Consider the following 19,793-nt stretch of genomic DNA (forward strand, 5'->3'; position numbering starts at 1 on the left):
CTGCCGACGGTGGACAACACGCACGAGATCGCCCAGCGCATCGCCCCCGACTCCCGGATCGTCTACGTCGACAACGACCCCATCGTGCTCGCGCACGCCCGCACGCTGCTGACCAGCACCCCCGACGGCGCCACCGACTACATCGACGCCGACGTGCACGACCCGGCCGCGATCCTCGAACGCGCCGCGGTCACCCTGGACCTCACCGAGCCGGTCGCGGTGATGATGCTCGGCATCCTCAACTTCGTGCTGGACGTGGAGAAGGCGCGGCGCATCGTGCGCGAGATCATGGCCGCGGTGCCCTCCGGCAGCTGTCTGGTGCTCACCCACCCGACCTTCGACGACGACCTCGGCGGCGCGGGCCAGATCCCGGCGATGGAGTTCTGGAACGAGAACGCCACCCCGCCGATCACCGCCCGCAGCGGCGAGGACATCGCCGCCTTCTTCGACGGCCTGGAGATCCTCCCGCCGGGCCTGGTGTCGTGTTCCCGCTGGCGTGCCGAGCCCGAAACGCCCCCCGTGGTACCGCAGTTCGGAGCGGTGGCCGTGAAACCCTGACGTACGCCAGCCGCCCGGCCGAGTCCGTCGAGGAGGACGTATGACCACCCTTGCCGATCCCGTCCCCGGCGGGCGCCCCGGCGAAGTGCAGCGGGCCGCCGCGATGAGCGGGGAGCTGTCCGGGCGGGGCGTGCACGGGATCGTGCTGTCCTACGTCGACACCGCCGGCGTCGGCCGGGTCAAGACGATCCCCACCCAGAAGCTCGCCTCGGCGTCGGCCTGGGGCGTGGGCATGTCGCCGGTGTTCGACACCTTCCTGGCGAACGACTCCATCGTCACCACCGACGTCCTGGGCTCCCCTGACGGCGATCTGCGCCTCTACCCCGACCTCGACCAGCTGGTCGTCCTGGCCGGGCAGCCGGGCTGGGCGTGGGCCCCGGTCGACCGGATCACGCAGGAGGGCGAGCCGCACCCGGGGTGCGGCCGCACCCTTCTGCGCCGGATCGTCACCGAGGCCGCCGAGCAGCGCGGGCTGGCCTTCAAGGCGGGCATCGAGATCGAGTGGAGCGTGGGCCAAGGGGCCGCGGCGGGCGGGGAGTTCGTGCCCGCGACCAGCGGGCCCGCCTACAGTGCCACGCGCCAGGTCGAGTTGAGCGACTACACCGCCGACCTGCTGACGGCGTTCGCCGCGCAGGACGTGGAGGTCGAACAGATCCATCCCGAGTACGCCGCCGGGCAGTTCGAGATCTCGGTGGGCGCGCTGGACCCGGTGTCGGCGGCCGACCGCAGCGTGCTGGTGCGCCAGACCATCCGGGCGGTGGCCCGACGGCACGGGCTGGTGGTCTCGTTCTCCCCGGCCGTGTGCGCCGAGGGTGTCGGCAACGGCGGCCATCTCCACCTCTCCGCCTGGCGCGACGGCGTCAACCTGCACTCCGGCGGCGAGGGCCGCCACGGCATGACGGCCGACGCGGAGTCCTTCGCGGCCGGCATCCTCGCCCGGCTGCCCGCCCTGACGGCCGTGACCGCGCCCAGCCCGGCGAGCTATCTGCGCCTCAAACCGTCCCAGTGGGCCGGGGTGTTCACCGCCTGGGGCCGCGAGACCCGTGAGGCGGCGCTGCGGGTCGTCACCGGCACGGCGGGCCTGCGCGAGCAGGCGGCGAACCTGGAGGTCAAGCCGGTCGACCTGGCCGCGAACCCGTACCTCGCCCTCGGCTGCGTGATCGCGGCCGGGCTCGACGGCATGAGCCGCTCCCTGCGGCTGCCGGAGGAGATCACCGGCGACCCGGCCCTCCTGGGCGCCCAGGAGGCGGCGGCGCGGGACGTACGGCGGCTGCCGACCTCCCTCGCCGAGGCCGTCGAGGAGTTCCGCAAGGACGACCGGCTGCGGGCCGCCCTCGGGCCGGTGCTCGCCGACGCCGTGATCGCCGTACGGCAGGGCGAGATCGCGGCGGTCGACGGGCACGACGACGCGTGGGTGGCGGCGGCGTACCGCTGGAAGTACTGAGATGGGTGGCGGGCCGGTCCTCCAGGCGCTGGAGGCGCTGCCGCTGGTGGACCACCACTGCCACGGGGTGGTCACCGCCGACCTGTCCAGGCCGGAGCTCGAGGACCTGATCACCGAGGGCGGGTCGTGGCCGGGGAGCTCCTCCTTCGACAGCCCCGTCGGGGTGGCCGTCCGCCGCCACTGCGCTCCCCTGCTGGACCTGCCCCGGCACGCGCCCGCCGAGGACTACCTGGCCCGGCGCGCCGGGCTCGGGTGGCGCGAGGTCCACGCCCGGCTCCTCGGCGCCGCCGGAGCGGACGTGTTCTGCGTGGACACCGGGTACGCGCCGGAACGTCTCAGCACCCCGGCCGAACTCGCGCTGGCCGCGGGCGGCACCGCGTACGAGGTGGTGCGGCTGGAGAGCGTGGCGGAGTCGGTGGCGGCGCGGGGCGTCGAGCCGGGCGAGTACGCCGACGCCTTCCGGGTGGCCGCGCTGGAGGCCGTACGGCGGCCCGGCGTGGTGGCCGTGAAGTCGGTCGCCGCCTACCGCACGGGTTTCGACCTGGACCCGGCCCGCCCCTCGGACGCGCAGGTCACCGAGGCGGCCCGGCACTGGCTCGCGGGCGGCGGCGGCCGGCTGGCGGACCCGGTCCTCGTACGGCATCTGCTGTGGACCGCCGTCGATCTGGGCCTGCCCCTGCAACTGCACGTCGGTCTCGGCGACAACGACATCCGGCTGCACCGCTCGGACCCCGCCCACCTCACCGACTGGCTGCACCTGACCGCCGGCACCATCCCGGTCCTGCTGCTGCACTGCTGGCCCTACCAGCGCCAGGCCGCCTATCTGGCCACGGTGTTCGAGCAGGTGTACCTGGACGTGGGGCTCGCCCTGCACTTCGTGGGCCCGGCGCGGTCCCGTGCGGTGCTGGAGGAGGCCCTGGAGATCACCCCGTTCCGCAAACTGCTGTACAGCTCCGACGCCTACGGTGTGGCCGAGTTCCACTTCCTGGGGGCGCTCGCGTTCCGCCGGGGTCTGGCGGGTCTGCTGCAGGACCGGGTGGACAGTGACGAACTGGACCTGCCGGACGCGTTGCGCGTCGCGGAGTGGGCAGGAGCACACAACGCCCGTCAGGTCTACCGCTTTCCCGGCACCTCCTGAAAGTATGATCAAGCAATGTCTGACATGACCGAAACCACGCCCGGCTGGCTCTCCCCCGACGAGCTGGAGATGGCGCGTGCGCGCATGCCGATCCTGTACGTCGAGGCCGTGCCCGTGCGGGTCGACGACAGCGGCGAAGTCACCAGCGTCGGCCTGCTGCTGCGCATCGGGCCGGACGGCACGGTCAGCCGGACCCTGGTCTCCGGCCGGGTACTGCACCACGAGCGCGTGCGGGACGCCCTGCTGCGCCACCTGGAGAAGGACCTCGGCCCGGTGGCGCTGCCCCGGATCCCGGCCTCCCTGCAGCCCTTCACCGTCGCCGAGTACTTCCCGACCCAGGGCGTCACGCCGTACCACGACCCGCGTCAGCACGCGGTGTCGCTGGCCTACGTGGTGCCGGTGACCGGCGACTGCCGGCCGCGCCAGGACGCCCTGGACCTGGTCTGGTTCAGCCCGCAGGAGGCGGTGTCCGAGGCCGTGCAGAGCGAGATGCCGGGCGGCCACGGGGTACTGCTCAGGCAGGCCCTCGCCCACGTCGGCTGCTCTGTCTGAGCATCGCGCTGAACGGCGTCAAGGGCCGCTCCCGCAGCTCGCCGTCCACGGTGATGTCGACGACCTCGTTGTAGAAGGCGAGCAGGCCCTTGATCACCGCCACGGCGGCCAGCGGCTCCGGGTAGCTCCACACGAGGTTCGCCCCGCCGGCCGTCGACCAGTACGCGGCGACGCCCTTGTAGGGGCAGGCGGTGTGGTGGTCGCTCGCGGTGAGCAGGTCCATGCGGACGTCCTCGCGCGGGATGTAGTAGCGCGTGGGCAGGGCGGTCTCGAAGAGCAGCACCGGCCGGCGGGTGTCCGCGAGGAGCGTGCCGTCGACCGTCACCTGGACATGGCGGCTGCTCGGGATGGCGTCCACCCGTTTGTGCGGGTCGCGGGGGTGGACGAAGATCTCTTCCTCCTCCTCGTACCAGTGGTCGAGGCCCTTGCCGCTGCGCCCGAACCACTCGAAGGCGATGTGCCCGGCCAGCTCGGCGGCGGGGAAGGTCCAGGCGGCGTTCTCCAGCAGCTCGCCGTCGACGGCGAGGTCGTAGAAGATCTTCGATCCGCTGTGCGCGCCCGGCCGCGGGTTCCGCGCGGGGCGCAGCAGGTCCTCGCGCACGTCGCCGCGGGGGAAGGCGTACTGCGGTACGGGCAGCGACGGCTCCCAGACCAGGACGGGGTGCCGGCTGTCGACGACGGTGACGTCGCCCTTGCGGCCGCGCACCCAGCGTTCGCTCGGTTCCCACAGGATGCCTTCGGGGGTGCTGCGGACGGACTGTGCGGTGCGGAGTCCACTCATGGGTCCATGATGAACCTCATGGACCTTGAGCCGTACCGGGGCGAGTTGGTCGCGTACTGCTACCGGATGTCGGGGTCGTTCCACGAGGCCGAGGACCTGGTACAGGAGACGATGCTGCGCGCCTGGAAGGCCCGGGAGCGCTACGACGCCTCGCGCGCGTCGGTGCGCACGTGGCTGTACCGGATCGCGACGAACGTGTGCCTGACGGCGCTGGAGGGGCGGGCCCGGCGTCCGCTGCCGTCGGGGCTCGGGGCGCCGAGCGAGGATCCGGGGGCGCCGCTGACGCCGGCCTTCGACGTCCCGTGGCTCCAGCCGTTCCCCGACGCGCGCTACGACGTGGACGCGCGGGCCGACCTGCGGCTGGCGCTGGTCGCCGCGATGCAGTCGCTGTCGGCGCGGCAGCGGGCGGTGCTGGTGCTGCGGGAGGTGCTCCAGTTCAGCGCGGCGGAGGTCGCCGAGCAGCTCGGGACCACGGTCGCCGCGGTCAACAGCGCCCTGCAGCGGGCCCGGGCGGCCGTCGCCGGGGTGGGTGACCCGGGCGGGGTCGGCGAGCCGGACGACGCCGGGGCACGGGAGGCGGTACGGCGGTACGCGCGCGCCTTCGAGGCCGCGGACGTGCCCGCGCTGGTGCGGCTGCTGACCGACGACGCGATCCTGGAGATGCCGCCGGTGCCGCTGTGGTACCGCGGCCGGAGCGACTACGGCCGGTTCATGGAGCGGGTCTTCGACACGCGCGGCACCGGATGGACCGTGCGGCATCTGGGCGCGGGCGGGGAGCCCGCGTTCGCCGCGTACGCGCCCGCCGCGGACGGCGGGTTCCGGCTGCACACGCTGCAGGTGTTCACGGTGACGGGCGGGCGGATCGCGCGCAATGCCGTCTTCGCCGATCCGCAGGTGTTCGAGGCGTTCGGCCTGCCGCCGGAGATTCCCGCGGGGGAATCCGCCGGGCCGCGATGAGTCCGGGCGGTTGCGCCGGTAGGTACCGGTGACCACCGATCGAGAGGACATCGGACATGACAGCGCGTTTCCTCGCCCTGTACGACACCCCCGCCGACCCCGCGGCCTTCGAACGGCACTACCGGGAGGTTCACCTCCCACTGGCCCACAAGCTGCCCGGGCTGCGCCGCTACACCGTCGGCACCGGTCTCACGGCCGTGCGCGGCGGCACGCCGTACTACCTGGTCGGCCTGCTCGAATGGGACAGCCTGGACGAGCTGCGGGCGGCGTTCGCCTCCCCCGAGGGCCGGGCCTGCGCGGCGGACTCCGAACGCCTCCAGGAGTTCACCGCTGTCCGCAGCATGGTCTACACCGTGGACGAGGTCTGAGCGGCCTCAGGCCAGCAGGGACGGCCGGCCCGGCGGCATGACCGGCCGGGCCGGTACCGGCCCCGAGACGACCGGGGGCATCGGCTCGTGGCGCGGGCGCCTGCGCCTGCGGTCGCGGTTGCGGCGCTCGTGGACCAGGGCCATCGCGATCGCGGTGCCGACCGCGATCAGGTGCTCGCGGCCGGCCAGGTTGGGTACGGCGATCGACTCCCACACCATCGACCCGCCGGTGAGGGTGAACACGATCGGCGCCCGCCGGACCACCGAGATGTACGTGAACAGGCCCACGACCGCGGCCGACGGTCCGGTGTCGAGCACCTGGCCGACCTGCGGCGGCAGCCCGATCCCGAGCCCGCCGGGCCCGATCGCGAGCATCACCCGCACCATGAGGGTGCCGGCGAGCGTGGTGGCGTACGAGATGGCGAGGGTCCTGGCCCGGCCGAGGACCAGTTCGGCCAGCGCGAAGGCGAGGAAGAGCTGGGTGATGCCCGCCCACACCGGCAGGTCCAGGGCCGGGACGTACAGGGACACGGGCGTGCGCAGCAGCGCGAGCCACAGCGGCAGGTCGGCGTAGACGCCGCCGAGCAGCCGCACCACCGTGGCGCCGGTGCGGTGCTGCGCGACGGCGTGGAAGAAGATCACGCCGAACGCGGCCAGGAAGGCCAGGGAGAGGCCGGGCAGTCCGCGGCGTCTGAGCCGGCGCAGCGGGTCGGCGACGATGCCCTCCCACTCGCCCCGCAGGGTGCGCCAGAGGAACAGCGCGAGGCGCCACCACCACGTGGCACTCGGCCGTTCGTGCCGGCGCCCGGGTACGCGGTCCACGGCCCCGTCGCCGTCCAGTCCCCTGTCGGCGCCGTCCCAGCGCCGTGTCTCCCTGTGCAGCAAGACTCCCCCGTCTCTCGTACGGCGGCCCTACCGACCGTATGCATCGAAATGCAACTGTTTCTAGAGACTGTGGGAAAGAAGGTCAGGTTGCCTCAGTGCACGGAGTCCAGCCGGAACCGCTGGTCGTCCGACAGCTCCAGGTCCACCGCGGCCAGGCTCTCCTCCAGCTGGGCCACGGAGGACGCGCCGACCAGCGGGACGACCGGCAGGACGCCGCCGAGCTGCCACGCCAGGACGACCTGGTTGACGGTGGCACCGGTCTCCCGCGCCACCTCGTGCAGGACGGCGAGACGGGCCGGGGTGCCCGGGTGGTCGTACTCGGCGGGCAGCCGGTCGGGGCGGACGTACGCCCCCTTCAGCAGGGGCGAGTAGGCGACCAGGGTGAGGCCGGGCTCCGCCCTGAGGTAGCCGAGCATCTCGGGGCCGACGGCGCCGAGGCTGCCGTCGGGGAAGAGGTCACCGGGCACGTCGAGGCGGGGCCGCAGGTAGCTGTGCTCGTACTGGAGCACCTCGTAGCCGGGCAGTCCGGCCGCCGCCGCGATCGCCCGGGCGCGCTCGACCCGCCACACGGCCTGGTTGCTGGCCCCGAGCAGGCCGACGGTGCCCTCGGCGACCAGTCCGGCGAAGGCCTCGACGGTCTCGCGCTGCGGGACGGTGTGGTCGTCGATGTGGGCGTAGAGCAGGTCCAGCCGGTCCACGCCGAGGCGTTCGCGGCTGCGTTCGGCGGACTCGCGGATCACCTTCGCGGACAGCCCCTCCGGGTTGTCGACGAAGCCGGTGCCGGGGGCGAGCGGGCGGGCCCCCAGCTTGGTCGCGATGACGATCTCGTCGCCGACGCCGCGGCTGCGGCGCCAGCGGCCGAGGAGTTCCTCGCTCTGGCCGCCCTGGCCGCCGTCCTCCCAGAACGCGTAGTTGTCGGAGGTGTCGACGAAGGTGCCGCCGGCCTCAACATAGCGGTCCAGGACGGCGAAGGACGTCTTCTCGTCGGTGCGGGAGCCGAAGAGCATCGCGCCGAGGGCGAGGACGCTGACCTCGCGGCGGGTGCCGGGGGCGGTTCCGATGGTGCGGTACTTCATGGGTGTCCTCCCGTTCGTGCCCCGCGGAGATGCGGGCACGAACGGGAGTCTCGTTCTTGAAGCGCGCTTCAAGTCAAGGGGGTGCGGAGCTACTTGGCGAACGGCCCGTCCAGGGCGGCCCATTGCAGCAGCATGATGGTCTTGGCGTCGTTGATCTCGCCGGTGCGGATCATCTCCAGGGCGCGGCGGAAGGGCAGTTCGACGATCTCGATGTCCTCGCCCTCCTCGTCGAGGCCGCCGCCCTCGTGGGTGCGGGTCGAGGGGCCGTAGGCGGCGGCGTAGAAGCTGACGCGTTCGGTGACGGAGCCGGGACTCATGTAGACGTCGAAGACGTGCCGGACCTCGCCGATGGTGTGGCCGGTCTCCTCCACGACCTCGCGGCGCACGGCGAGTTCGGGGTGTTCGTCATCGTCGTCGAGGAGGCCGCCGGGGGTCTCGATCAGCATGCCGTCGGGGTGGCCGTTGACGTAGACGGGGAAGCGGAACTGCCGGGTGAGCAGGACGGTCTCCCGCTCGGTGTCGTACAGCAGCATGGTGGCGCCGTTGCCGCGGTCGTGGGTCTCGCGCTGCTGGGTGGACCAGGTGCCGTCGGCGCGCCGGATGTCGAAGGTGGTGGCGCGCTCGACGTACCAGTGGCTGGAGAGCAGTTCGACCTCCCGCACGCGCACGCGGGGGTTGCCGGTCAGGTCGAGGCCGGTCCTGTCCAGGCCGGTGCGGCCGCGGCGGTCGGGGGTGTCGATGCCGGCGGTCATCGGGTGTCCCGGGGCGGGTGGAGGATGGTGCGGTTCGTCATGGTCGCTTCCTACCACGGCCTCCCTCGGGCGACGGTGAGCACGTGGGAGTGCCGGGCGGGCAGGTCGACGAAGAGGCCGGCGGCGAGCAGGGTGTCGCCGTCGCGGTCGTAGACCTGGTCCGTGAGCAGGTCGGTGAGCCGGTGGGGGCGGCCGGCGAGGTCGGGCCAGGGCAGCGGGACCTGTGCCTGGGCGGGGGCGTCGGAGTGGTTGACGATCACGATGTGGCGGGTGTCGGCGCCGGTCCAGGTCCAGGCGAGCAGGTTGCGGTGGGTGTCGTTGTCGGGCCAGCCGGTGGTGGCCAGCAGCCGCCATTCACCGTCGCGGACGGCGGCAGCGGCGGGCAGCAACCGGGCGTAGAAGCCGCGGAGTTCGTCGTCGACGGGTTCCGCGGGCCGGCGGGTGAGGAAGACCGGCGGGCGGACCGTGCGGCCCTCGAACTGGCCCTCGTGCCAGAGGGTGGCGCCCGGCAGGGTGGCGACGGTGACGGCCGCGGCGGGTCCCCGGCCGCCGGGGAGGGTGGCGGCGGCGCGGGGTTCGTCGTGGTTCTCCAGGAAGCGGACCAGGCCGCGCTGGTAGGCGGGGTCCGCCTGGAGGTGGGCGCGGACCGACTCGGCGTCCTCGTGGACGAGGCGGTCGTAGAGGCGCTTGTCGTAGCAGTGGTCGAAACCCTGCTCCTGCAGGGCGCCTTCGAGGTCCCAGTAGGCCTCCGCGACGAAGAGCATGTCGGGGTGGCGGGCGCGCACGCGTGGCAGGACGTACGGCCAGAAGTCCTCTGCGGGCGGCGGGCCCGCCCGGTCGCCCCAGGTCTTGGCGAACACGTCGTTCATGAGCAGCATCGCCATGTCGCAGCGCACGCCGTCCGCCTGGTCGCCGATGGAGACCAGGGTGTCCACGGTCGCGGTGCGCAGGTCCGGGCTGAAGGCGTCGAGCTGGACCACGTCGGGCCAGGGCGCGAAGTACGGGTCGCGGCCGTTGGCGAAGATGCGCCCGCCGGCGTCGAGGAAGCCCTCGGGCGAGCGGGCCAGGTCCTCCGCGGTGCCCTGGATGAGGCGCTCGGGGTGCCCGGTGAGCCAGGGGTGGTCGGGGGCGACGTGGTTGGGGACGTAGTCGACGAGCAACCGCATCCCGCGGGAGCGGAGTTGGGCGCGCGCCTCGGCGAGGCCCTCCGGTTCGCCGAGGCCGGGGTCGACGACGTAGTCGCGGACGCAGTACGGCGATCCGGTGATGTCGGCCTCGGTGAGGTCGGGCAGCGCCTCGCGGAAGGAGGCGCGGAGTGCCGGGTCGCGCAGGGCGATGGCGAGGCCGGCCGGGCTGCGCTCCCACACGCCCATCAGCCAGACGGTGTCGACGCCGGGCCGGGCGACCTCGTCCCACTCCTCGCCGGGCACGTCCCCGAGGGTGACGCGACGGCCGTGGCGGGCACTCAACTCGCCCAGCCAGATGAGGGTGTTGATCTCGTAGATCACCGTCATGAGAACGGCTCCTCCTCGTCCACGGTGAAGTGCTCGTCGTCGGCGGCGGCCCGGGGCACGTCCCTGGGCCGCAGGGACTCCCGGGCGCCGCGGTGCCAGTCCTCGGCGCTGATGGTGTGGAACACGGTGGCGGTGGCCGCGACCAGGCCGGTCCAGCCGGTCTGGTGGGAGGCGCCGAGACCGGCGCCGTTGTCGCCGTGGAAGTACTCGTAGAAGAGGATCAGGTCCTTCCAGTGCGGGTCCTTGGCGAACTTGGCCTGGGCGCCGTGCACCGGGCGGTGGCCGTCCTCCGCGCGCAGGAAGGTGGCGGTGAGCCGGTCCGAGATCTCGTGGGCGACCTCGTAGAGGTTCATGAGGCGGCCGGAGCCGGTCGGGCACTCCACGGTGAAGCCGGGGCCGTGGAAGGCGTGCAGGTTCAGCAGGGCGCGGATCAGCAGCAGGTTGATCGGGAACCACACCGGGCCGCGCCAGTTGGAGTTGCCGCCGAACATGCCGGAGTCGGACTCGGCGGGGAGATAGCCCACTCCGTAGGTCTCGCCGTGCACGTCGAAGGTGTACGGGTGGGCCGCGTGGTGGCGGGAGAGGGAGCGGATGCCGTGCGGGCCGAGGAACTCCTCCTCGTCCAGCATGCGGGTCAGGACCCGGCGCAGCCGGTCCTCGCCGAACAGGGCGAAGAGATAGCGGCCGTCGTGCGCGCGGTCGGCGTCGAGGTGCTGCGTGACGACGGCCTCGACCGCCGGGTGCCGCCGGATGAACTCCCTTGCCCCCTGCACGAGTTCGGGGAAGCCGCGGTCGGTGCGGCCGCCGATCACGCTGGTCGCCGCGAGCGGCAGCAGGCCGACCAGGGAGCGCACCTTCAGCCGGGTCGCGCCGCCGTCGGGCAGCCGCAGCACGTCGTAGAAGAAGCCGTCCTCCTCGTCCCAGAGGCCGGCGTTGTCCTTGCCGATGCGGTTCATGGCGACGGCGATCCAGGCGAAGTGCTCGAAGAGCATCTGCGCCTGCTCGATGTAGACCGGGTTGTCGACGGCGAGTTCGACGGCGATCTCCAGGAGGTTCTGGCAGTACAGGGCCATCCACGCGGTGCCGTCGGCCTGGTCGATGTGGCCGCCGGTGGGCAGCGGGGCGCTGCGGTCGAAGACGCCGATGTTGTCCAGGCCCAGGAAGCCGCCCTGGAAGACGTTGTTGCCGTCGAGGTCCTTGCGGTTGAGCCACCAGGTGAAGTTCTTCATCAGTTTCTGGAAGGCGTTCTCCAGGAAGGCGCGGTCGGCATGGCCGGTGCGGTGCTTCTCCAGTTCGAAGACGAAGAGCACGGCCCAGGCGTGCACGGGAGGGTTGACGTCGCCGAAGTTCCATTCGTACGCCGGGATCTGGCCGTTGGGGTGCAGGTACAGGCGGCGCAGCAGCAGTTCCAGCTGGGACTTGGCGAAGCCGATGTCGACCATCGACAGGGCGATGGTGTGGAAGGCGAGGTCCCAGGCCGCGAACCAGGGGTACTCCCAGGTGTCCGGCATGGAGATGACCGCGTCGTTGACCATGTGGTACCAGGCGCTGTTGCGGATGCCGGGCTCGGCGGCGAGGGGGTCCACGCCGTGCTCGGCGAGCCAGCGTTCGACGTCGAGGTAGTAGTACTGCTTGCTCCACAGCATGCCGGCGAGGGCCTGGCGGACGACGCGGCGCTCGTCCTCGTCCATGCTGTCCGGGACGACGCTCTCGAAGAAGGCGTCGGCCTCGGCGCGGCGCAGGTCCATCGTCGCCGCGAAGTCGGCCCAGGGATCGGGCAGTTCGCGGTCGGTCAGCCGCAGCCGGACGGTCGCGCTGTCGCCCGCGGGGAGGGTGAGGACACTGTGCAGGGCGGCCTTGGTGCCGGTGCGGTCCGGGTTCACGGCCGTGGTGTCGCCGTGGACGACGCAGCGGTCGATGCCGTCCTTCACGTACGGGGTGGCGTTCGGGCTGCCGAAGACGCGCTCGTCGTTCGTCTCGTTGCCGGTGAACAGGGCGGTGGCGTCGGTGTCGTGGTAGAGCCAGCGCGGGCCCAGTTCCTCGTGGTCGGCGCGGATGGCGTCGGGGGTGTCGGTCAGGACGGGTACGGCGGTTCCGCCCGCCCAGGACCAGGTGTGCCGGAACCAGAGGGTCGGCAGCAGGTGCAGGGGCGCCGGGTCGGGTCCGCGGTTGTGCGCGGTGATCTCGATCAGCAGGTCCTCGGGGCCGGCCTTGGCGTACTCGACGAAGACGTCGAAGTAGCGGTTCTCGTCGAAGACGCCGGTGTCGAGGAGTTCGTACTCGAAGTCGTGGCGGGTGCGGGCGCGGTTGGTGTCGACGAGGTCGGCGTAGGGGAACTCGGCCTGCGGGTACTTGTACAGGTACTTCATGTAGGCGTGCGTGGGCGTGGAGTCGAGGTGGAACCAGTACTCCTTGACGTCCTCGCCGTGGTTGCCCTCCTGGTTGGTCAGGCCGAACATCCGCTCCTTGAGGATCGGGTCGCGGCCGTTCCACAGGGCTAGCGCGAAGCACAGCCGCTGCTTGTCGTCGCTGATCCCGGCGATGCCGTCCTCGCCCCACCGGTAGGCGCGGGAGCGGGCCTGGTCATGGGTGAAGTACGACCACGCGTCGCCGTTCGCGCTGTAGTCCTCCCGGACGGTCCCCCACTGGCGTTCGCTGAGGTAGGGGCCCCAGCGGCGCCAGGCCACCCGGCCGCTGTCGGCCTCCTCCAGCCGCTGCCGTTCGCCGCCCGCCGTGCCGCTGTCCGCCGCCATCGCCGCCTCCTCGTAGGCCCGGCATCGCTCCCAGCCTCGGGGGCGCGAAGCCGGCCCGCAATGGCTGGGCGGCGGAGGGGGGCCTTCCGGGTGCGCGTGCCGGGCGCGGGTGGCCGGCGGCGGCTCAGGCGCCCGGGATCGGGAACAGCATGCAGCTGCTGGTCGCGTGCGCGAGGAGACGGTCGGCGGAGTCGAGGAGCCGGGCCTCGGCGAGCGCGGTGCGCCGGCCGCTGTTGAGGACGCTGCCGACGGCGCGGACCTTGCCCGTGTCGACGGTGACCGGGCGCAGGAACTTCACGGTGAGGTCGAGCGAGGTGTAGCCCATGCCCTGCGGGAGGGTGGACTGCACGGCGCAGCCCGCCGCGGAGTCGAGCATCGTCGCGTAGATGCCGCCGTGGACGCTGCCGATGGGGTTGTAGTGCTCCTCGCCTGGCTCCAGCGAGAACACGGCGTGCCCGTGGTCGACCTCTTCGAGGTCCATGCCCAAGGTGGCGGCGATCGGCGGCGCGGGCAGCCGGCCGGCGAGGATCTCGCGCAGGAAGTGCAGGCCGGAGCCCTGGCCGACGGTGGCCGCGGAGATCGCGGGGTCGTGCCAGTCGTACGTACGTGAGCGTTCCATGCGGCTGCGCTTCCTCCTTGGCCCGCGAGGCCTCCGACGCCGTCGCCCGGTCCTACGGGGCCGTCTGACTCTGTCCGCCGAAGCTAGCTCGCCGTTCCGCTGACTGTCAATGTCGAAGTCAGGTGCTCTACGATGGCCGTATGAAGTGGCTCGAGATGAGCACCGAGAACTGTCCCGTGCAGCGCACCCTCGACCTGGTCGGGGAGAAGTGGACGCTGCTGCTGTTGCGCGACGCCTTCAACGGGGTGCGCCGCTTCGACGACTTCCGCCGCCATGTGGGCCTGTCCGAGGCGGTGCTGGCGGACCGGCTGCGCAAGCTGGTCGCGGCCGGCGTCCTGCGGACCGTCCCCTACCAGGAACAGGGCAGCCGGACCCGCAACGAGTACCGCCTCACGCCCAAGGGCCGTGACCTGTGGCCCGTGCTGGTGGCGCTGCGGCAGTGGGGCGAGACCTACGTCGGGGACCCCGAGGGCCCGACGCTCGACATCCGGCACCGCAACTGCGGGGCACCCGTCCGCGTCGTGGTCGAGTGCCCGCAGGAGCACACGGCCCTCTCCCCCACCGAGGTCACGGTCACACCGGGCCCGGGAGCACGACCGCTGACCGAGCGGTCGACAGGGACCTGACCTGCGGATTGCCGGCCCGAGCCCGGGACGGCCGACCGTCCCGGGCGCCGGACGGGGTCACGCGCCCTCTGTCAGGGCTCGCCTCCAGGCGCGCTCTCGTAGCAGGCGCAGGCCGTTGAGGCCGACGATCACCGTCGATCCCTCGTGGCCGGCGACGCCGAGCGGCAGGGGCAGGGTGCCCGCGAGGTCCCAGGCGACCAGGCCGACGATGAACACCCCGGCGATGACGAGGTTCTGGGCGACGAGGCGCCGGGCCCGGCGGGAGAGGGCGACGACGGCGGGCACGGTGGCGAGTTCGTCGCGCACGACCACCGCGTCCGCGGTCTCCAGCGCCAGATCGGAGCCGGCCCGGCCCATGGCGACACCGGCGTGGGCGGCGGCCAGGGCGGGCGCGTCGTTGACGCCGTCCCCGACGACCAGCACCTTGCGGCCGGCGGCCTCAAGCTCCCGCACGGCGAGCACCTTGTGCTGCGGCAGCAGACCGGCCCGGACGTCCTCGATGCCGGCCTCCGCGGCCAGGTGCGCCGCCGCGCGCGGGTTGTCACCGGTCAGCAGGAGGGGGGCGGCGCCGGCCAGGGCGGTGAGGGAGGCGACGGTCGCGGCGGCGTCGGGCCGCAGCCGGTCGGCCAGGCCCAGCACACCGACGGGGACCCCGTCGACGAGGACCAGGACGGCGGTACGTCCCCGCTCCTCCGTCTCGGCCGCGAGCACCGCCGCCCGTGCGGCCCCGGCGTCGTCCGCGCCGCCGAGCAGCCGGGCGGGGGCGCCGACCTGGACCCGGCGTCCCTCGACGGTCGCCACGACGCCCACCCCGGGCGTGGAGCCGAAGTCCTCGGCGGGTGGCAGCGCCAGCCCCCGCTCCCGCGCCGCCGCCACGACGGCCCGCGCCAGCGGATGCTCGCTGGGGTGCTCGGCGGCGGCCGCCAGCCTCGTCAACTCCCTTTCCCCCAGGCCCGATCCGGGCAGCGGCCGGACGTCGGTCACCCGGGGGACGCCCTCGGTCAGCGTGCCGGTCTTGTCCAGGGCCACGGCGTCGACCTGTCCGAGCCGCTCCATCACCACCGCCGACTTCACCAGCACGCCGTGCCGCCCGGCGTTGGCGATGGCCGACAGCAGGGGCGGCATGGTGGCCAGCACGACCGCGCACGGCGAGGCGACGATCATAAAGGTCATGGCCCGCAGCAGCGCGCCCTTCAGGTCGTCGCCGACGGCGAGCGGCACCAGGAACACCGCGAGCGTCGCCGCCACCATGCCGAGCGAGTAGCGCTGTTCGACCTTCTCGATGAACAACTGCGTCGGCGCCTTGGTCCCGGACGCCTCCTCGACCATGCGGACGATCCGCGCGATCACGGAGTCGGAGGCGTCGCGCTCGACGCGGACCCGCAGGGCGCCGGTGCCGTTGACGGTCCCCGCGAACACCTCGTCGCCGGCCTCCTTGGCCACGGGCAGCGGCTCGCCGGTGATGCTCGCCTGGTCGACCTCGCTCACCCCGTCCAGCACCCGCCCGTCGGCGCCGACGCGCTCACCCGGCCGTACGAGGACGATGTCGCCGACCGCCAGCTCCTCGACCAGCACCTCCTCCTCGGTGCCGTCCGGTGCGAGCCGGCGGGCCGTGGCCGGGGCCAGGTCGAGCAGTCCGCGCACCGAGTCGGCGGTGCGGGCCGTGGCCAGGGCCTCCAGGGCGCCCGAGGTCGCGAAGATGACGATCAGCAGGGCGCCGTCCATCACCTGGCCGATCGCGGCGGCACCGAGGGCGGCGACGACCATCAGCAGATCGACGTCGAGGGTCCGCCCCGCGAGCGCCTTGAGACCTTCCCGGCCCGGCTCCCACCCCCCGGTGACGTACGCCAGCGCGTACAGCGGCCCCCACAGCCAGGCCGGCTGCCCCGCCAGCTGGAGCGGCAGGGCGAGCAGGAAGGCGGCCGTGGCCGCGAGGGCCCAGCGCGCCTCGGGCAGGGCGAGCACGCGGGTGCGGCGCGGGGGCGCGACCGTACCGGGTGCGGGGGCGGAGCGGGGTGGGGTGAGGGTGGAGGTCACCGGCTCACCATACAGGAACACATGAAGAGTGATTCATCTCTTCATCGGTCGACCGAGCCTCGCCTCATCGGTCGACCGAGCCGCTCTCATCAGTCGACCGAACCCCTCCTCATCGGTCGACCAGCGCCGCCCTCTCCCGCCCACCGCGGCGGCGACGGAGCAGCAGTCGGCGCGCCGGGCGCTCGACCTTCTCGTACAGGAGCCAGGACAGCGCCAGGGACACGGTGAAGGCCGCGGCCGTGACGGTCAGGCCCTCCGCGAGGCCGTAGCGGGGCTTGACGCCGAGCAGGGCGGTACCGGCCCGCAGGACCAGCAGGTGGACCATGTAGAACGCGAAGGACAGCTCCCCGAGCCGGACCAGCCGCCGGTGGCGCCACAGCGAGGGCAGGCCGCGCAGGTCCGCGACGGCCGCCGCCGGGATGAGCAGGGCGAAGCCCAGGACCGTGCAGGTCGTCGCCGGGTAGCCGGCGGTCACCTGGGGTACCAGGAAGTAGCCGATGATCGCCAGGGCGAGGGAACCCTCCAGGCCGGGTCCGCGCCAGCGGTCCAGGAGCACCAGCCGGGCGACGGCGGCGCCGAGGACGAACTCGGGCAGGCGGGCGGCCGGGAAGGAGTACAGCGGCTGCCCGAACCAGTGGTGCGCGTCGGCCCAGGCCAGCACCAGCACCGCCAGCAGCGACGCGCCGGCCAGCGCCGCCGACCCGCGGGCGCCGAGCCGGCGCAGCAGGAGCGCGAGCAGGGGGAAGGCGGCGTAGAAGAAGGCCTCGCAGGCCAGGGACCAGCTGACCGGGTCGAGGGTCTGCCACCACGGGCGCCACCAGGAGTGGACGAGCAGAACGTTCGCCAGGCCCTGGGTGGGTGTCGGCATCGGCATGCGGGGCAGCGTCCAGGCCATGAGCAGGGCGAGGGCGGCGGTGACGAGATGGACCGGGAGGATGCGGGCGACCCGGCGTCTGAAGAAGGCCGGGGCGCGGTCACCGGGCCGCGCGGACCACATGAGCACGAAGCCGGACAGCACGAAGAAGAACGACACTCCCGTGCCCCCGGCCCCGAAGGCCCAGGTCGTGATGCGGCCGGCGGTGCCGCCGAAGTAGCCGAAGTTGTGCACGTGCAGGCCGAAGACCAGCAGCGCGGCCATCCATCTCAGCCCGGTGAGGGACGGCAGCGAGGGCGCCGCGGTCCTGCCGGCCCTGGTGGTCCTGGTCGTGGTGGCCGCGGGTGCGGCCGAGGTCCTCGGTGTGCCGGCCGGCGCCGTCCCGGTCGCCGTCGTCATCGAGTCACCCTCCCGGAAATGTGCGTAGGAGACATGAGAGGGAGCGTTGCCGGTTCCCCGTCTCCCAATCGGTCCCGTAGGCAACGTCACACGAACGGTGGGCGTAAGCGGAGTCGTCCCTGGTGTCACGTCGCGGCTACCGGTGGGTCTATCGTCGGAACCGTGGGCCAGAGGTGGGAGGTCAGCCGGTGATGCCGCAGGACGAGGCCGTGATCGGCTGCACGGGGAAACTGCTCGTGGGCACCCGCGGAACGGCGGGACCCGGCGAGATCATCGTGCGTGTACGGGGCGGCTCCGAGACCTTCATCGCCTGGTCCGACGCCCCTCTGCCGACGGGGGCGACGGTGCTCGTGATCGAGTCACGGGGGTGCCGCGAAGTCGGCGTCATCGAGTGGCAGGATCCACTCGCCGCGTTCGGCGACCGTGCCGACGCTGACTGAGGAGAAAACAGAATGTTCGGTTACCGCGTTCCCGCTCCCGACGAGGCGATGCTGATCTCGGGTGGCAGGCGGGGACTGGGGGGCGCGCCGTTCCGGGTGGTGACGGGGCACGGGAAGTTCGTGCTGCCGTTCTTCCGAAAGACCCGTTTCCTCACGCTGGCGATGTGCGAGGCCGAGGTCACGGAGACCTGTGTGACCCGGCAGGGCATCGCGTTGAACGTCCGTGCCGTCATCGCGTTCAAGGTCGGCAACGACAACGAGAGCATCATCAACGCCGGTCAGCGCTTCCTTTCGGACCAGGACCAGATGTCGGTGCTGACCGGCCGGATCTTCGCCGGCCATCTGCGGGCCATCATCGGCTCCATGACGGTCGAGGAGATCGTCACCGAGCGGCAGAAGCTCGCCGCGGAGGTGCTGGACACCTCGAAGATGGAGATGGCGAAGATCGGTCTGATCGTGGACTCGCTGCAGATCCAGTCGATCGACGACGGCGACGCCGGCTACATCGACGCCATGTCCGCGCCGCACCGCGCGGCCATCCAGCGGCAGGCCCAGATCGCCCAGGCTCAGGCCACGCAGACCGCGGCCGAGGCGCAGCAGGAGGCGGCGCGCAAGCAGGCCGAGTACGCCCGGCAGACCGCCGTCGTCCAGGCGGAGTACTCGGCGCAGGTGGACCGGGCGCAGGCCCAGGCCGCGCAGGCCGGTCCGCTGGCGCAGGCCCACGCCCAGCAGGAGGTGCTCGCCGCGCAGACCGAACTGGCCCAGCGGCAGGCGGAGTTGCGTCAGCAGCAGCTGGTGGCGGAGATCGTCAAGCCGGCCGAGGCGGAGGCCGAGCGGATCAAGCTGCTCGCCAAGGCGGAGGCCGACCGGATGAAGATCCAGGCCGAGGCGGCCGCCTCGTACGACCGGGTGGCCCTCGACCGGATGCTGATCGACCAGCTCCCGCAGATCGTGAAGGAGGCCGCGGGCGGCCTCGCGGGCGCCAACGTCAACGTCCTCAACGGCGCCGACGGCCTCGGCGAGATCGCCGCCGGTCTGGTCTCGCAGGGTCTGACGATCCTGGACTCGGTCCGGCAGAACCTCGGCGGCCAGGACTCCGACGACCGCAAGGGCGGGGGCAGCGGCGTGCTGGAGCTGCGCGCGAAGGACGACCGCAAGCCGGGCGACGGACCGGTGAACGTCGACTGAGCCGTGCCGCGGTCTGCGTCCCGGCGGGGACCGCGGCCTACGCTGCTCGCCATGGGCGACGGCGACTTCACCGACCTGCGGGGCACGGAGTTCGAGCGCGCGGACCTGGGCGGGGCCCGGTTCACCGCGGTGGGCCTCAACCGCGCGACGTTCCGGGCGTGCGAGCTGAACCACGTCGTGATGCGGGGTGTGGAACTGGTCGACACCACCATCGACGGCGAGATCGGCAACCTCGTCGTCAACGGCGTCGACGTGGCGCCGCTGGTGGAGGCCGAGCTGGACCGCCGGTATCCCGACCGCCCGCGGTTCCGGCCGACCACGGCCGACGGGTTCCGCGCGGCCTGGGACCTCGACGAGCGGCTGTGGGAGGCCACCGTCGCCCGGGCCCGCCGCCTGCCCCCGGACCTGCTGCACGCGTCCGTGGGCGGGGAGTGGTCGTTCGTCCAGACCCTGCGGCACCTCGCCTTCGCGAGCCAGTCGTGGGTGGAGCGGTGCGTCCTGGGCGACCCCCGCCCCTGGCACCCGCTGTCCCTGCCGTGGGACGAGATGGCTCCCCGCCCGGGCGTCCCCCACGACCGCGAGGCCCGGCCCTCGCCGGACGAGGCGCTCGCCCTGCGGCGGGCGGCGATGGCGGTGGTAAGGCGAGTGGTCGACGGCCTGACCGACGAACTGCTCGACACCCGTACCGAACCGGCCGTCGGGCCCGGCTGGCCGGACGAGGGCCAGACCTTCCCGGTCCGCGAGTGCCTGCTCGTGGTCCTGAACGAGGAGTGGTGTCACCGTATGTACGCCGAACGCGACCTGACCGAGCTCGAGAAGAGGGGCTGACCGC

At 72.7% G+C, this 19,793-nt stretch carries 19 protein-coding genes; 10 read left to right on the forward strand and 9 right to left on the reverse strand.

Features of this window, described 5'->3' with window-relative positions:
- The 4 genes from M8J74_RS18580 to M8J74_RS18595 all read left to right on the forward strand — a co-directional run.
- Positions 1-558 (forward strand): SAM-dependent methyltransferase (locus M8J74_RS18580; RefSeq protein WP_249837506.1); only part of this gene is annotated, 558 nt, incomplete at its 5' end.
- 40 nt (positions 559-598) lie between these two features.
- Entirely contained in the window at positions 599-2,002 is a 1,404-nt protein-coding gene (locus tag M8J74_RS18585; protein WP_249837507.1) for a glutamine synthetase family protein, read from the forward strand.
- A gap of 1 nt (position 2,003) precedes the next feature.
- Positions 2,004-3,140, forward strand: a complete 1,137-nt coding sequence (locus tag M8J74_RS18590) for an amidohydrolase family protein (protein ID WP_249837508.1) — start codon at positions 2,004-2,006, stop codon at positions 3,138-3,140.
- Positions 3,141-3,155: 15 nt separating this feature from the next.
- Positions 3,156-3,692, forward strand: a complete 537-nt coding sequence (locus tag M8J74_RS18595) for an NUDIX hydrolase family protein (protein WP_249837509.1) — start codon at positions 3,156-3,158, stop codon at positions 3,690-3,692.
- On the opposite strand, the gene M8J74_RS18600 is transcribed toward M8J74_RS18595, so the two are convergent.
- Positions 3,655-4,473 carry a DUF427 domain-containing protein gene (locus M8J74_RS18600; RefSeq protein ID WP_249837510.1) on the reverse strand — a complete coding sequence of 273 codons (819 nt, stop codon included), beginning with the start codon at positions 4,471-4,473 and terminating at the stop codon, positions 3,655-3,657. The genes M8J74_RS18595 and M8J74_RS18600 overlap by 38 nt on opposite strands.
- Before the next feature lie 18 nt (positions 4,474-4,491).
- On the opposite strand from M8J74_RS18600, the gene M8J74_RS18605 reads away from it, so the two are divergent.
- Both M8J74_RS18605 and M8J74_RS18610 read left to right on the forward strand, forming a co-directional pair.
- Positions 4,492-5,430 carry an RNA polymerase subunit sigma-70 gene (locus tag M8J74_RS18605; RefSeq protein ID WP_249837511.1) on the forward strand — a complete coding sequence of 313 codons (939 nt, stop codon included), beginning with the start codon at positions 4,492-4,494 and terminating at the stop codon, positions 5,428-5,430.
- A 56-nt stretch (positions 5,431-5,486) separates the two neighbouring features.
- A complete protein-coding gene (locus M8J74_RS18610; protein ID WP_249837512.1) occupies positions 5,487-5,798 on the forward strand; it encodes an EthD family reductase in 312 nt (103 codons plus the stop codon).
- A 6-nt stretch (positions 5,799-5,804) separates the two neighbouring features.
- On the opposite strand, the gene M8J74_RS18615 is transcribed toward M8J74_RS18610, so the two are convergent.
- The 6 genes from M8J74_RS18615 to M8J74_RS18640 form a co-directional block, all read right to left on the reverse strand.
- Positions 5,805-6,683, reverse strand: a complete 879-nt coding sequence (locus M8J74_RS18615; protein ID WP_372500208.1) for a hypothetical protein — start codon at positions 6,681-6,683, stop codon at positions 5,805-5,807.
- A 92-nt stretch (positions 6,684-6,775) separates the two neighbouring features.
- The gene (locus M8J74_RS18620; protein ID WP_249837513.1) at positions 6,776-7,759 is read right to left on the reverse strand and encodes an aldo/keto reductase; all 984 of its coding nucleotides are present in this window, start codon (positions 7,757-7,759) and stop codon (positions 6,776-6,778) included.
- Between the two features lie 89 nt (positions 7,760-7,848).
- The gene (locus tag M8J74_RS18625; protein WP_249837514.1) at positions 7,849-8,511 is read right to left on the reverse strand and encodes an NUDIX domain-containing protein; all 663 of its coding nucleotides are present in this window, start codon (positions 8,509-8,511) and stop codon (positions 7,849-7,851) included.
- A 50-nt stretch (positions 8,512-8,561) separates the two neighbouring features.
- Complete coding sequence (locus tag M8J74_RS18630) at positions 8,562-10,025, reverse strand: alpha-amylase family protein (protein ID WP_249837515.1); 1,464 nt, start codon at positions 10,023-10,025, stop codon at positions 8,562-8,564.
- Complete coding sequence (locus tag M8J74_RS18635) at positions 10,022-12,778, reverse strand: MGH1-like glycoside hydrolase domain-containing protein (RefSeq protein ID WP_249837516.1); 2,757 nt, start codon at positions 12,776-12,778, stop codon at positions 10,022-10,024. Before M8J74_RS18635 ends, M8J74_RS18630 begins: the two co-directional genes overlap by 4 nt.
- Before the next feature lie 124 nt (positions 12,779-12,902).
- Positions 12,903-13,397, reverse strand: a complete 495-nt coding sequence (locus tag M8J74_RS18640; RefSeq protein WP_249837517.1) for a PaaI family thioesterase — start codon at positions 13,395-13,397, stop codon at positions 12,903-12,905.
- Between the two features lie 140 nt (positions 13,398-13,537).
- Here M8J74_RS18640 and M8J74_RS18645 point away from each other — a divergent pair, with 140 nt between their 5' ends.
- A complete protein-coding gene (locus M8J74_RS18645; protein ID WP_249837518.1) occupies positions 13,538-14,023 on the forward strand; it encodes a winged helix-turn-helix transcriptional regulator in 486 nt (161 codons plus the stop codon).
- A 57-nt stretch (positions 14,024-14,080) separates the two neighbouring features.
- On the opposite strand, the gene M8J74_RS18650 is transcribed toward M8J74_RS18645, so the two are convergent.
- Both M8J74_RS18650 and M8J74_RS18655 read right to left on the reverse strand, forming a co-directional pair.
- On the reverse strand, positions 14,081-16,060 hold the full coding sequence (locus M8J74_RS18650; RefSeq protein ID WP_249837519.1) for a heavy metal translocating P-type ATPase: 1,980 nt from the start codon (positions 16,058-16,060) through the stop codon (positions 14,081-14,083).
- Between the two features lie 109 nt (positions 16,061-16,169).
- On the reverse strand, positions 16,170-17,333 hold the full coding sequence (locus M8J74_RS18655) for an acyltransferase family protein (protein ID WP_249837520.1): 1,164 nt from the start codon (positions 17,331-17,333) through the stop codon (positions 16,170-16,172).
- Between the two features lie 191 nt (positions 17,334-17,524).
- On the opposite strand from M8J74_RS18655, the gene M8J74_RS18660 reads away from it, so the two are divergent.
- The 3 genes from M8J74_RS18660 to M8J74_RS18670 are packed head-to-tail and all read left to right on the forward strand — an operon-like array spanning position 17,525 to position 19,789.
- Positions 17,525-17,773 (forward strand): NfeD C-terminal domain-containing protein, encoded by a 249-nt coding sequence (locus tag M8J74_RS18660; RefSeq protein ID WP_058921803.1) that lies wholly within the window; start codon positions 17,525-17,527, stop codon positions 17,771-17,773.
- Positions 17,774-17,785: 12 nt separating this feature from the next.
- On the forward strand, positions 17,786-18,961 hold the full coding sequence (locus M8J74_RS18665) for an SPFH domain-containing protein (protein ID WP_249837521.1): 1,176 nt from the start codon (positions 17,786-17,788) through the stop codon (positions 18,959-18,961).
- A gap of 51 nt (positions 18,962-19,012) precedes the next feature.
- The gene (locus M8J74_RS18670; protein WP_249837522.1) at positions 19,013-19,789 is read left to right on the forward strand and encodes a DinB family protein; all 777 of its coding nucleotides are present in this window, start codon (positions 19,013-19,015) and stop codon (positions 19,787-19,789) included.
- Positions 19,790-19,793 lie beyond the last annotated feature (4 nt).

This window comes from Streptomyces panaciradicis (genome assembly GCF_023516615.1).
Lineage (GTDB): Bacteria > Actinomycetota > Actinomycetes > Streptomycetales > Streptomycetaceae > Streptomyces > Streptomyces panaciradicis.